The 11,876-nt window shown below is 72.8% G+C and carries 13 protein-coding genes; 11 read left to right on the forward strand and 2 right to left on the reverse strand.

Annotated elements, in window-relative coordinates; all coding sequences use genetic code 11:
• The first annotated feature begins 4 nt into the window (after positions 1 to 4).
• Positions 5 to 1,282, forward strand: coding sequence for a tRNA (guanosine(37)-N1)-methyltransferase TrmD (gene trmD / locus ABEG17_RS14135; protein WP_406830112.1), 1,278 nt, complete (start codon positions 5 to 7; stop codon positions 1,280 to 1,282).
• Here the strand turns inward: trmD and ABEG17_RS14140 are convergent.
• Positions 1,265 to 2,023, reverse strand: coding sequence for an ABC transporter permease (locus ABEG17_RS14140; protein ID WP_406830113.1), 759 nt, complete (start codon positions 2,021 to 2,023; stop codon positions 1,265 to 1,267). The genes trmD and ABEG17_RS14140 overlap by 18 nt on opposite strands.
• A gap of 238 nt (positions 2,024 to 2,261) precedes the next feature.
• Here ABEG17_RS14140 and rplS point away from each other — a divergent pair, with 238 nt between their 5' ends.
• The 10 genes from rplS (at position 2,262) to ABEG17_RS14190 (ending at position 11,096) form a co-directional block, all read left to right on the forward strand.
• Positions 2,262 to 2,621 carry a 50S ribosomal protein L19 gene (gene rplS, locus ABEG17_RS14145; RefSeq protein WP_406830114.1) on the forward strand — a complete coding sequence of 120 codons (360 nt, stop codon included), beginning with the start codon at positions 2,262 to 2,264 and terminating at the stop codon, positions 2,619 to 2,621.
• 71 nt (positions 2,622 to 2,692) lie between these two features.
• Positions 2,693 to 3,484: a signal peptidase I gene (gene lepB, locus ABEG17_RS14150; RefSeq protein WP_406830115.1), complete on the forward strand. Its 792-nt coding sequence runs from the start codon at positions 2,693 to 2,695 to the stop codon at positions 3,482 to 3,484.
• Complete coding sequence (lepB, locus tag ABEG17_RS14155) at positions 3,481 to 4,755, forward strand: signal peptidase I (RefSeq protein WP_406830116.1); 1,275 nt, start codon at positions 3,481 to 3,483, stop codon at positions 4,753 to 4,755. The genes lepB (ABEG17_RS14150) and lepB (ABEG17_RS14155) overlap by 4 nt, the downstream gene beginning before the upstream one ends.
• Before the next feature lie 36 nt (positions 4,756 to 4,791).
• The gene (locus ABEG17_RS14160; protein ID WP_406830117.1) at positions 4,792 to 5,553 is read left to right on the forward strand and encodes a ribonuclease HII; all 762 of its coding nucleotides are present in this window, start codon (positions 4,792 to 4,794) and stop codon (positions 5,551 to 5,553) included.
• Positions 5,550 to 5,867, forward strand: coding sequence for a DUF2469 domain-containing protein (locus tag ABEG17_RS14165; protein WP_056883649.1), 318 nt, complete (start codon positions 5,550 to 5,552; stop codon positions 5,865 to 5,867). Before ABEG17_RS14160 ends, ABEG17_RS14165 begins: the two co-directional genes overlap by 4 nt.
• 128 nt (positions 5,868 to 5,995) lie before the next feature.
• The gene (locus ABEG17_RS14170) at positions 5,996 to 6,382 is read left to right on the forward strand and encodes a YraN family protein (RefSeq protein WP_406830118.1); all 387 of its coding nucleotides are present in this window, start codon (positions 5,996 to 5,998) and stop codon (positions 6,380 to 6,382) included.
• Positions 6,379 to 7,917, forward strand: a complete 1,539-nt coding sequence (locus ABEG17_RS14175) for a YifB family Mg chelatase-like AAA ATPase (RefSeq protein WP_406830119.1) — start codon at positions 6,379 to 6,381, stop codon at positions 7,915 to 7,917. Before ABEG17_RS14170 ends, ABEG17_RS14175 begins: the two co-directional genes overlap by 4 nt.
• Positions 7,914 to 9,032 (forward strand): DNA-processing protein DprA, encoded by a 1,119-nt coding sequence (gene dprA, locus ABEG17_RS14180; RefSeq protein ID WP_406830120.1) that lies wholly within the window; start codon positions 7,914 to 7,916, stop codon positions 9,030 to 9,032. Before ABEG17_RS14175 ends, dprA begins: the two co-directional genes overlap by 4 nt.
• A 134-nt stretch (positions 9,033 to 9,166) precedes the next feature.
• Positions 9,167 to 10,102, forward strand: a complete 936-nt coding sequence (locus ABEG17_RS14185; protein WP_406833210.1) for a tyrosine recombinase XerC — start codon at positions 9,167 to 9,169, stop codon at positions 10,100 to 10,102.
• A gap of 220 nt (positions 10,103 to 10,322) precedes the next feature.
• Entirely contained in the window at positions 10,323 to 11,096 is a 774-nt protein-coding gene (locus ABEG17_RS14190) for a DUF3152 domain-containing protein (protein WP_406830121.1), read from the forward strand.
• A 131-nt stretch (positions 11,097 to 11,227) separates the two neighbouring features.
• Here ABEG17_RS14190 and ABEG17_RS14195 read toward each other — a convergent pair whose 3' ends face one another.
• The gene (locus tag ABEG17_RS14195) at positions 11,228 to 11,851 is read right to left on the reverse strand and encodes a M23 family metallopeptidase (protein ID WP_406830122.1); all 624 of its coding nucleotides are present in this window, start codon (positions 11,849 to 11,851) and stop codon (positions 11,228 to 11,230) included.
• Positions 11,852 to 11,876: the final 25 nt, after the last annotated feature.

The following is an 11,876-nucleotide window of genomic DNA, read 5'->3' on the forward strand; positions in this document are numbered from 1 at the left end:
GACCATGCGCCTCGACGTCGTCTCGATCTTCCCCGAGTACCTCGCGCCCCTGGACCTGTCGCTCATCGGCAAGGCCCGTCGTGACGGGCTGCTCGACCTGCGGGTCCACGACCTGCGCGACTTCGCCCACGACCGGCACCGCAGCGTCGACGACACGCCGTACGGCGGTGGGGCCGGCATGGTCATGAAGCCTCAGCCATGGGCCGAGGCGCTCGCCCACGTCGCCGGCTCGGGCGGCGAGGGAGCTCCCGAGGGAGCCCTCGAGGGAGGCGCCGAGGGCGCCCGTCCGCGGCTCATCGTGCCGGGGCCCGGAGGGGTGCCGTTCACCCAGGCGCTCGCGCGCGAGCTCGCCGTCGAGCCGTGGCTCGCGTTCGCCTGCGGGCGCTACGAGGGCATCGACGAGCGGGTCTACGAGTACGCAGCGCAGGACCTCGGCCTCGAGGTGTCCGTGGTGTCCCTCGGCGACTACGTCCTCAACGGGGGAGAGGTCGCCGTGCTGGCGATGGTCGAGGCTGTGGCCAGGCTGCTGCCCGGGGTCATCGGCAACGCCGAGTCCCTCGTGGAGGAGTCCCACGAGGACGGCCTGCTGGAGTACCCCGTCTACACCAAGCCCTCGTCCTGGGAGTCCGCCCCGGGCGTCACGCGTGACGTGCCCTCGGTGCTGATGTCCGGCGACCACGCCCGCATCGCGGCCTGGCGCCACCAGCAGCGGCTCGAGCGCACCGCCACCCGCCGTCCCGACCTGCTGCACGCCTCGCAGGCGGCGCCCGGCGCCCCGGTCGAAGGAGCGCTCGCCGCCTTCGACGTCGCGGTCGCGTCCCCGGCCGACGCCCCGGAGCTGCTCACCCTGGGCCGGGCCTGCTGGGTGACCGAGGGCCGCGCCAACGGCTCGTTCGACATCCCGCCCCTTGTCGAGTCGCTGCAGGACGTCGTCGACGGCCTGTCGCAGTGGCAGACCTGGACCGTGCGCTCGGCTGGTCGGCTGGTGGGTTCGGTGCGTGGTCGTCGGGACCCGCAGGACCCCTCCACCTGGCAGGTCGGCCGCCTCATGGTCGCCCCCGACCTCCAGGGTCGAGGCCTCGGCCGGGCCCTGCTCGCCCACGTGGAGGCTGCGGCGCCGTCGGACACCACGACCTGTTGGATCAACACCGGACGCGGCAGCGAGCGCAACCTGCGCACCTACCGCAAGGCCGGGTATCGCGCCGTCCCCGGCGAGGGCGCGTACCCCGGGACCGTGGACCTCACCAAGAAGCGCCGTCGGGCCTCAGTCGACCAGGGCTGAGCGCAGGTCCGGCGACACCAGCCGGCGGGCGGCGACCAGCCGCTCGGCCACCCCGACGGTGACGGTCTGGGCGGCCATGATCCCGAACAGCACGAGCACCTGCGCCGTCGCGGCCTGGGCCGGCGAGCCGCCACCCAGCATCACGCCGATGAACGCACCCGGCAGCGTCACCACACCTGTCGTCTTGACCTGGTCGAGGCCGGGCAGCAGGGCCTCGGGCGCACGGCGGTGCACGATCTCGCGGATCGCCTGGGCGGGCAGCAGCCCGAGCGAGAGAGCGGCCTCGTACTGCGCGTGCTCCTCGCGCAGGGCCGCGAACGCGCGACGCCCCACGAGGGTGTGGGCGGTCATGGCGTTGCCGACGATGATCCCGGCGATCGGGATGATCGCGATGCCCTCGGCGGGGATCGTGCCGGTCGCCAGCACGATGGCCAGGACGGGCAGCACGCCGGCAGCCATGGCGATGGCGGCGGCCGACCAGGAGCTCGGTGCCTCCACGCGGCGAGAGGTGGTCAGCACCCCGAGCGCGAACATGACCAGGACGAGCAGCACCGACAGCCACAGGTGCGCGACGACCGAGGTGATGAGCAGGGCGGCGATGCCGAGCTGGACGATGGCCCGCCCGGCCGCGATGACGACGGGCTTCTCCAGGCCGTAACCGTTGACGCGGTGGGCGCCGACGGCCACGGCGAGCAGGGCCACGAGGGCGATGGCGACCGGCCAGCCGGGATCGATGCTCACCCACCCACGCTAGTGCGCCCCCGGGAGGACGATTTCAGGGGCAGGCCCCGGCCGTGGCAGAATGATTCCTTGCGTCTGCACGACCAACGCCCCTGCCACAGGGGGAGTACGGCGGCACCGGTTCCGGTGCCCACGGCCTGACCGCCACGTACGCGGCCCGCGCAGCACGCGCCATACACATCACGCACGACCAACCAGCCTGGGCGGCCTGTGGCGCCTGGAAGAAAGCGAATCTGCCATGCAGCGTTTCGACGAGATCGACAAGGCGTCCCTGCGCGACGACGTCCCCGCCTTCCGCGCCGGTGACACGGTCAACGTGCACGTCAAGGTCGTCGAGGGCACGCGCTCGCGCGTCCAGGTCTTCAAGGGCGTCGTGATCCGTCGCCACGGTGGCGGCATCGGCGAGACCTTCACGGTCCGCAAGGTCTCCTTCGGTGTCGGCGTGGAGCGCACCTTCCCGCTGCACACCCCGATCATCGACAAGATCGAGGTCGTCACCCGCGGTGACGTCCGTCGCGCCAAGCTCTACTACCTGCGCGACCTGCGCGGCAAGGCCGCGAAGATCAAGGAGAAGCGCGACACGATCCCCGCCAAGTAGGGCGAGCTGATCGCGACCCTCGGGTGTCCCGGCACCGCCGACCCAGCCTCGAGGGTTAGGCTCCGCAAGCGATGAACCCCGGACCCGAAGCACCACAGCAGGATCCGGCCGCCTCGTCAGCCCACGCTGACCCGGCGGCCGGTTCCGCGACTGCCGACGACCACGCCCATCGGCGCGGTCCGCAGGCTCGCGGCCCCCACCGACGACAAGGCCCTTCATGGCTCGTCCTGGTGGGTGTGGCCGTGCTGGTGATGCTCGTGGTCCGGGGTTTCCTCGTCCAGTCCTTCTACGTGCCGTCCGGCTCCATGGAGCCGACGATCGAGCCCGGTGACCGCATCCTCGTCAACAAGCTCGTCTCCGGTGACGAGGTGAAGCGCGGGGACGTCGTCGTCTTCGACGGCAGCACGACCTTCGCCGCGGCCGACCGCAGCCCGCACCAGGACGACGGCCTGATCGGACGCACCCTTGCAGGCGCGGCCTCCGCGGTCGGCATCGACCTCGGGGAGCAGGACTTCGTCAAGCGCGTCATCGGCCTCCCCGGCGACCACGTCGTCTGCTGCGACGCGCAGGGTCGGCTCACGGTCAACGGCGTGCCCGTGACCGAGAACTACCTCTTCCCCGGCGACAAGCCGAGCGACCTGACCTTCGACGTGACGGTCCCGCCGGGGCGACTGTGGGTCATGGGCGACCACCGCGGCGACAGTGCCGACTCCCGGGCGCACCTCGGTGACCCGGGCGGCGGCACCGTCCGCACCAAGGACGTCATCGGCCGCGCTGTCGCCACCTTCTGGCCGCTGGGCCGCATCGGGGGCTTCGCGCGCCCGGACTCCCTCGCCACCATCCCCGCAGCAGGCACGCGGTGACCACCGGCTCGAGGAGCCAGGACCGGGGGTGGCTCGAGTACGACCCCAGCGCGAACGGCGGCCCGGACCACGGCAACGGCGACGGGGCAGGCGACGGAGCATCCCCGGCGCCCGACCTCGAGGTCACCAGCCCGTGGTTGCGCCACGACGCCGCGAGCGACACGACGGCGTCGGACCCCGACGCAGACCCTGGTACGGCGTCGCGACGCGACCCTGCCTGGCTCGCCCCCGAGCTCGAGGTCCCCGCGCAGCCGGCCTCACCCGAGGACGCCCACGACACCGGCGTCCCGCCGACCTTGGCCGAGGAGCCTGCTGACCCCGGCGCCAGCCACCCTGCGGAGCCCGAGCCGACGCCTGCCCCGACGTCACCCGAGTCGGCGCCGGGGGCGGTGCCGGAGGCCACGATGGTGCTTCCCGCCGCCGAGATGGTCGAGCAGACGGCACCACGCACGGATCGGCGAGGCACGGACGACGACGAGGAGGGGGCGGGTCCGCTCGCCGTCGCCGGCGCGGCGGTCAAGGAGTTCGCGATCGTCGTCGGCATGGCCCTGGTGCTCTCGTTCGTCGTCAAGACCTGGCTGCTCCAGGCGTTCTACATCCCGTCGGGGTCGATGGAGGACACCCTCGTCCTCAACGACCGGGTCATCGTCAGCAAGCTCACGCCGGGCCCGGTGGACCTCAAGCGGGGCGACATCATCGTGTTCGCGGACCCGGGCAACTGGCTGGAGGCCACGCCCGCGGTGCCGCACGGCAAGGTCGTCACGGTGTTCCGCGAGGCCATGACGTTCGTCGGCCTGCTGCCCGACAACTCCGAGAACCACCTCATCAAGCGCGTCATCGGCCTGCCCGGCGACCATGTGGTCTGCTGTGACGAGGGTGGCCGGATCACCATCAACGGCACAGCGATCAAGGAGCCGTACCTCAAGCCCGGTGACTCGGCGAGCGACCAGGACTTCGACATCACGGTGCCGCGCGGCCGGGTCTGGGTGATGGGCGACCACCGGTCCAACTCCGCGGACTCGCGCGCCCACGACTCTCCCGAGAACAACGGCACCCAGGGGTCGGTCGACGAGCGGCTCATCGTGGGGCGGGCGGTGGCGCTCGTCTGGCCGCTGGACCACCTGACCTGGCTGTCCAACCCCACGGCCACGTTCGCCCACGTGCCGGCCCCTGCCCCCTCGGGAGGTGCCGAGCCGGCCCAGACGCCCCGGGGCAACCCCGCGCCGGGCACCGGCGGGGCCGAGGCGACCGACGGCGAAGGCGGCGGCTGAGCCGTGCCCGCACCGCGCCGGGCCGCTGCCCGTCCCGTGAGCCGCAAGCCGAGCCTGCGGGTCGAACGCTCCCTGCAGCGCGAGGGGCACCGCATCCTGGCCGGCATGGACGAGGTCGGTCGGGGCGCCTTGGCCGGTCCCGTCACGGTCGGTGTGGTCCTGATCGACGAGACCTGCCGCAGCGCCCCCACCGGAGTCAAGGACTCCAAGCTGCTCACCCCCGCGGCTCGGGTGGCCATGGTGCCGCGGATCGAGCGCTGGTGCCTGGCCCACGCCGTCGGCCACGCCTCGGCCGCCGAGATCGACGAGATCGGCATCATCGCGGCCCTGCGCCTCGCGGGCACCCGCGCGCTCGCGTCGGTGGACATCCGTCCCGACCTGGTCATCCTCGACGGCAACCACGACTGGCTCACCGCGCCCGACGAGGTGGGCCTGTTCGCCTTCGCGGGGGAGCAGGCGCCCGAGACCCCGCCGGTGACCACGATGATCAAGGCCGACCTCAAGTGCTCGTCGGTCGCGGCGGCCTCCGTGCTGGCCAAGGTCGAACGCGACGGGATCATGACGGCCTACGCCCCCGACCACCCCGTCTACGGCTGGGAGGTCAACAAGGGGTACGCCGCTCCTGAGCACATGGCCGCCCTGGAGGTCCACGGGGCGAGCGTGCTGCACCGGCGCTCCTGGCGACTTCCCGGGGTCGAGCGTGACCATGGCCCCGGCACCGGCAATGATGGCGAGGACAGCATTGATGACGGGGACACCCCCGCCGCATCGCACGAACCGGAGATGAGCACGCGATGAGTTCTGAGGACCTCGAGAAGTACGAGAGCGAGATGGAGCTCGCCCTCTACCGCGAGTACCGCGACGTCGTCGGCCTGTTCTCGCACGTCGTCGAGACCGAGCGGCGCTTCTACCTGTGCAACTCCGTCGACGTGAAGGTGCGCAGCGACGGCGGCGAGGTCTACTTCGACGTCACCATGCAGGACGCCTGGGTCTGGGACATCTACCGCCCGGCCCGGTTCGCCAAGCAGGTGCGCGTGGTGACGTTCAAGGACGTCAACGTCGAGGAGCTCGCCAAGAGCGAGCTCGAGCTGCCCAAGGACTCCGGCTTCTAGCTCGCGTTCGGGCGGCGTCCGCTTCCCGACCAGCGCCATCGTCCACAGCCGGCACCCTCGGCCCTCGCTGTCCACAGGCCTGGTGACGGTGGCTCGTCCGACGTCGTCGGCGCGGGTTTGCTGGGGCCATGTCAGACACGACGGCGCAGCCGGGGCACGACCCACGCAGGATCCTGGGCAGGTATGGCGAGCAGCTCGCCGCGCGGTACCTCACCGAGCGCGGGTTGCTGGTCCTCGACCGCAACTGGCGCTGCGCGCACGGCGAGATCGACCTCGTCGCCCGTGACGGGGACTGCCTGGTCTTCTGCGAGGTGAAGACGAGGACCACCGAACGGTTCGGGGGAGCCGTGGAGGCGGTCGACCGCCGCAAGGCTGCGAGGCTGCGACGACTGGTGGCGGCCTGGCTGCAGTGCCACGACGAGCGAGCCGGTCGGGTCCGCATCGATGTCATCGGCATCCTGCGTCCTCACCACGGTCCGGCGCAGCTGCGTCACCTCGTCGGGGTGGGGTCGTGACCTTCGGGCGCACCCGGTCGGTGACCCTCGAGGGACTGGTCGGCACGGTGGTCGATGTCGAGGCGCACCTGGCGGGTGGGTTGCCGGCGTTCATGCTGGGGGGTCTGCCCGACACGGCGTGCGCCCAGTCGCCCAACCGGGTCAAGGCGGCGACGGCGAGCATCGGGCGCTCGCTGGCCCAGGACCGGTTCACCGTCAACCTCTCGCCCGCGTCGATCCCCAAGAACGGCAGCGGTTTCGACCTGCCCATCGCCGTCGCCGTCCTCGCCGCCGTCGACCTCGTGCCGCCCGCGCGTGTCGCCGAGGTGGTCCATCTCGGGGAGCTGGGCCTGGACGGTTCGATCCGCAAGGTGCGCGGAGTGCTGCCAGCGGTCCTGGCAGCGGCGCGCTCCGGGTGCCGCGACGTCGTGGTGCCGGTGGAGAACGCCGCTGAGGCACAGCTGGTGCCGCAGATCGAGGTGCACGCGGTCGCCCACCTCCAGGACCTCGTCGATGCCTACAAGGGCGGCGGGGACCGCGTGGCCATCGGGGTGCCGGAGTCGGCAGCGCCTGCCGCTGCGCCACCGGGCCCGACCACCGACCTCGCCGAGGTGACGGGGCAGCCGGAGGCGCGGATGGCGCTCGAGCTGGCCGCGGCAGGCGGGCACCACCTGTTCCTGCTGGGCCCTCCGGGGTCGGGCAAGACCATGCTGGCCGAACGGCTCGTCTCGATCCTGCCGAGGCTGACCCGCGAGCAGTCGATCGACGTCCTCGCGGTGAAGTCCTTGCTCGGCCTCAGCGCCTCGGAGGTCGGCGTCGAGTTCGTGCCACCGTTCATCGCTCCTCACCACAGCGCCACGCAGGCGGCGATCATCGGCGGTGGCAGCGGGGCCGTCCGCCCGGGCGCGATCTCCCAGGCCCACCACGGAGTGCTGTTCCTCGACGAGGCTCCTGAGTTCCGCACGGGCGCGCTCCAGGCGTTGCGGCAGCCGCTGGAGTCGGGGCAGGTGGTCGTGTCGCGGGCGCGCACCGCCGTGCGGTTCCCGGCTCGGTTCCAGCTGGTGATGGCTGCCAACCCGTGCCCGTGCGGTCTGGGGTTCGGCAAGGGCATCGGCTGCACCTGTACGCCCATGGCCAAGCGCGCCTATGTCGCGAAGCTGTCCGGGCCCCTCCTGGACCGGGTCGACCTGCAGGTCCAGGTGCCACCGGTCACCCTGTCCTCCCTCGGTGGCGAGCCGGGTGAGTCCAGTGCCGTGGTCGCGGCGAGGGTGGCCGAAGCCCGCGAGGTGCAGGCCCAGCGGTGGCGGGACACCTCATGGCGACTCAACAGCCACGTCCCGGGCGCCTTCCTGCGCCGCGGCCCCAGGCGGCTGCCCCGATCGGCCACCACCGACCTGGACCGCGCGCTCGACCGTGGCCAGCTGACGCTGCGCGGCTACGACCGGGTGCTGCGGCTGGGTTGGACGGTCGCCGACCTCGCAGGACGGCCGAGCCCGACTCGCGACGACCTCGGCACCGCCCTGACGTTGCGCAACCAGGGCCCGGTGGCGGCATGAGCCTGAACGCCCTGTCCCGTGTCCCCGCCGGGGACCTCGGTGCCCGGATCGCGTGGGCGAGGCTCGTGGAGCCGGGCGACCCGGCAGCGGCCCAGCGGATCGCCGCGGTGGGCGCCGAGGCCGCGCTGCACGGGGTCGACCCCGCCAGCACGTTGGGGCAGCAGATCGCGGTGCGCCTGCCCGACCTCGATGTCGAGCGGGACCTGGAGATCGCCGACGCCCTGGGCACGCGCCTGGTGGTGCCCGGTGACGACGAGTGGCCCGGCGGCCTCGACTCGTTGGCCAACCCGGCGTTCTGCCTGTGGGTGCGGGGACCCCTGCACCTGGCCGAGGCGTGCGAACGCAGCGTCGCCGTCGTCGGCGCGCGCGCTGCCTCGGGGTACGGGTTGCACCAGGCCAAGGAGATCTCGGCCGGGTTGGCCGAGCGCGCCCACACCGTCGTCTCGGGCGCCGCCTACGGCATCGACGGCGCAGCCCACGAGGGCGCGCTCGCGGTCGGCGGCCGGACCGTGGCGGTCGTGGCAGGGGGCGTGGACCGTCCCTATCCCGCCGGGCACGCAGGACTGCTGTCGAGGATCGGCGACGCGGGGGCGGTGGTCAGCGAGGTGCCGCCGGGGTCGTCACCGACGCGGTGGCGGTTCCTGAGCCGCAACCGGCTGATCGCGACGATGAGCCGGGGGACCGTCGTCGTGGAGGCCGGTCTCCGGTCGGGTTCACGCAACACCGCAAAGACGGCGATCGACCACCATCGCGTGGTCTGCGCGGTCCCGGGACCGGTGACGTCGGCGGTGTCGGCGGGATGCCACCTCCTCATCCGTGACGGGGCCCTGCTCGTCGCCGACGCGGCCGAGGTCGCCGAGGCGGTCGGACCCATCGGTGAGCTCGCACCGGTCAAGCGTGGGGCGACCCGGGCCGGCGACGACCTCGACCCCATCCACCGCGCCATCCTGGGCGCCCTGCGGGTGCAGAAGGCCACGACCCTGGACGACCTGGCCAAGCAGTGTGGATCGAGCCCTCGGGAAGTGATCGGGGCGCTCGGGGTGCTCAGCCTCAACGGACTCGTCGACGGTGATCCCGACGGCTATCGCCGGGTCCGAGGGTCGGCCTCGACCTAATGTCCGGCTGGGTGCGTAGTCCTTGGGGACCTTGCGCGGGCACAGTCCTCGGCCGGTGGGCGGGGTGGCGGCTTGTGCCCGGCGGGAGCGTTTGCGACGGTGGCGAGGTGGAGGCGACCGAGGGGGTGGACGACGTGACCGACGACGGGACCCGGCCGCCGAGCGGGGAGTGGGCTGAGGTCGTCGCAGCCTTCGAGCGCCACCTCCGCAGCGAGCGCAGCCGGTCCGAGCACACGATCCGGGCCTACTTGGGGGACGTGCGCAGCCTGGCGTCCCACCTCGATGCAGCCGGGGTGGACCACCTCGACGACGTTGCCCTGCGTGACCTCCGGGCGTGGCTCGCTGCCCAGGCCCAGTCGGGCGCGGCCAGGGCCACGATCGCCCGTCGCTCAGCGGCGGCGCGAACCTTCCTCGGGTGGGCCACCCGCACGGGGCGCATCCCGGTCGACCCGTCGCTGCGGCTCGCCGCGCCGAAGCGCGGTGGTCACCTGCCCGAGGTCCTGCGACAGGCCGACGCCACCGCGCTGCTCGACGTCGCGGCGGTCGCCAGCGACGACCAGGACGCCCTGCACCTGCGTGATCGCGCAGCCCTGGAGCTGCTCTACGCCAGCGGCATCCGTGTGGGAGAGCTGACAGCGCTCGACATCGACGACCTCGACCTCGGGCATGGTGTCGTCCGGGTGATGGGCAAGGGCGGCAAGGAGCGCACCGTGCCCTTCGGCGTCCCTGCCCGCCTGGCCGTGGAGGCATGGCTCGCGCTGGGCCGGCCCCAGGTCGTCACCGGTGACAGCGGCCCGGCCCTGCTGCTCGGACGCCGGGGCCGGCGCGCCGACCCGCGCCAGATCCGGGCGGCCCTCCACGCCCTGTTGGCCCACGTCCCGGATGCCCCGGACATCGGTCCGCACGGCCTGCGCCACAGCGCTGCAACCCACCTGCTCGAGGGTGGAGCCGATCTGCGGTTGGTGCAGGAGCTCCTCGGGCACGCGTCCCTGGCCACCACGCAGATCTACACCCACGTCTCGGTCGACCGGCTCAAGCAGTCGTACCGCCAGGCCCACCCACGCGCGTGAGGGCGACCGAAACCGTCGTCCCCAGTTCGACATGCCATGGCGTGCCCTCCCACCGCCAGCAGCGGTCAGGGGCGAGAATGACGACCCGTCGTGATCTGCCGCCGCAGCCTGTGGCGACTCAGCAGCCGATCCCCCAGGAGAGGTCCGGAACGAGCACGTGAGCGCCCCCGAACCGGCCCGGCAACGGCCTTCTGCACGCCGCGCGCACCCCAGTCGGCAGGTGCGACTGCGTCGCACCCTGGCCGCCACCATCGCCCTCGTCCTGGTCGCGAGCATCGGGTACCGCCAGCTGACCAAGGACGACCCGACTCCGGTCCGCGCCGTCCCCCCTGCCGCATCCGCATCCACTACTTCGGCCTCGACCACCTCCGCGAAGCCATCGAGGGCCGTTGACAGCGAGGACGGGTCGTCGTCCACGGAGACCGCTGTGCCGGACGAGTCGTCCGTGCCGCAGCACGGCACCGGCAAGATCACCGTCGTGTCGGTCCCACCCGCGAAGGCCGCGACCTCGGGCCGCGCCGTCCGCTACACCGTCGAGATCGAGGGAGGTCTCGGTGTCGACGCCGCCTCCGTCGCGTCGAAGGTCCAGGAGGTCCTGCTCGACAGTAGGGGGTGGCAGAAGGTCGATGGCATCCGGTTCGTCAACGTCAGCCCGGACGAGGCCAAGGGGGGTGCCCCGGTCGACATCAGGGTGACCCTCGCCAGCCCCGGGCTCACCGACAAGCTGTGTGCCCCGATGCAGACGCTGTCGCAGGTCTCGTGCTGGAACGGCGAGCGCTCGGTGCTCAACCTGCGACGCTGGGTCCTCGGCGACGACAGCTACGGCACGGACGTCGCGCGCTACCGGGAGTACCAGGTCAACCACGAGGTGGGCCACGGACTGGGTCACCAGCACCGCAGCTGTCCCGCCAAGGGGCAGCGCGCCCCGGTCATGGTTCAGCAGACGTTGGGCCTCCAGGGCTGCCAGCCCTGGCCCTACCCGAGCGGCGCCTGACCCCGGGGGCGCCTGACCCCGGGGGCGCCTGACCCCGGCGGCGCCTGACCCCGGCGGCGCCTGACCCCGGGGCGCCTGACCCGGCGGCGCCAGAACCCGGCAGCCGTTCGCCGGACCTGCCGGATCGCGCGTCACCGCAGCGGCAGCAGCCTCACCCGTGTGGCGCCCAGCAGCGTCAGCGGATCGACGTACGTGCTGCCTCTGAGGGCGCCGAGGTGGAGGCACGCCGCAGGGGAGCAGTGACCTCCCGCAGCCACGGTGCCGAGCTGCTGTCCCCGGGTGACCTCGTCCCCGACGCTGACGGCGGCCTCAACGGGTTCATACGTCGAGCGCAGCCCCGATCGGTGCAGCACCGTCACCGTGCCTCGCCCGGCGACCACCCCGACGTGGGTCACCACCCCGGCGTCGACGGCGCGGACCGCGCTGCCGGCCGACGCGTCGAGGTCCACTCCCCGGTGCCCGGCGCCCCACGTGGAGGCGGGCCGAATGAACGGTCTGACCACGTCCGGGGGAGGCTCCAGCGGCCAGACCCATCGGCCCCGCGGCGCGAGTCGCGACGACGCAGCTGGAGCGTCTCGTCCGGCGGTCGGCGGCGGCTTCGTGGCCCGGGGGTGCAACGGCGGGGCGACGGTCTCCCGGACCGTGGCGGGCGGCGGTGCCACCGACAGGCTGGTGGGTGCGACCACCGTGGACACCGTGGTGACGGCCAGGGCCGTGGCGGCAGCGGGGAGGAGGACGGGCACAAGTGCCTTCATGACCACGACGCTCGTCCGGGAACCT

This window comes from Pedococcus sp. KACC 23699 (assembly GCF_045348425.1).
Taxonomy (GTDB): Bacteria; Actinomycetota; Actinomycetes; order Actinomycetales; family Dermatophilaceae; genus Pedococcus.

What these genes read in the sequence shown, in the direction of transcription:
- rplS (WP_406830114.1), top strand. Translation starts at nt 2,262, where the DNA reads ATGCAGCGTTTCGACGAGATCGACAAGGCGTCCCTGCGCGACGACGTC.
- dprA (WP_406830120.1), top strand. Translation starts at nt 7,914, where the DNA reads ATGAGCCTGAACGCCCTGTCCCGTGTCCCCGCCGGGGACCTCGGTGCC.
- trmD (WP_406830112.1), top strand. Translation starts at nt 5, where the DNA reads ATGCGCCTCGACGTCGTCTCGATCTTCCCCGAGTACCTCGCGCCCCTG.
- ABEG17_RS14170 (WP_406830118.1), top strand. Translation starts at nt 5,996, where the DNA reads ATGTCAGACACGACGGCGCAGCCGGGGCACGACCCACGCAGGATCCTG.
- ABEG17_RS14165 (WP_056883649.1), top strand. Translation starts at nt 5,550, where the DNA reads ATGAGTTCTGAGGACCTCGAGAAGTACGAGAGCGAGATGGAGCTCGCC.
- lepB (WP_406830115.1), top strand. Translation starts at nt 2,693, where the DNA reads ATGAACCCCGGACCCGAAGCACCACAGCAGGATCCGGCCGCCTCGTCA.
- ABEG17_RS14195 (WP_406830122.1), bottom strand. Translation starts at nt 11,851, where the DNA reads ATGAAGGCACTTGTGCCCGTCCTCCTCCCCGCTGCCGCCACGGCCCTG.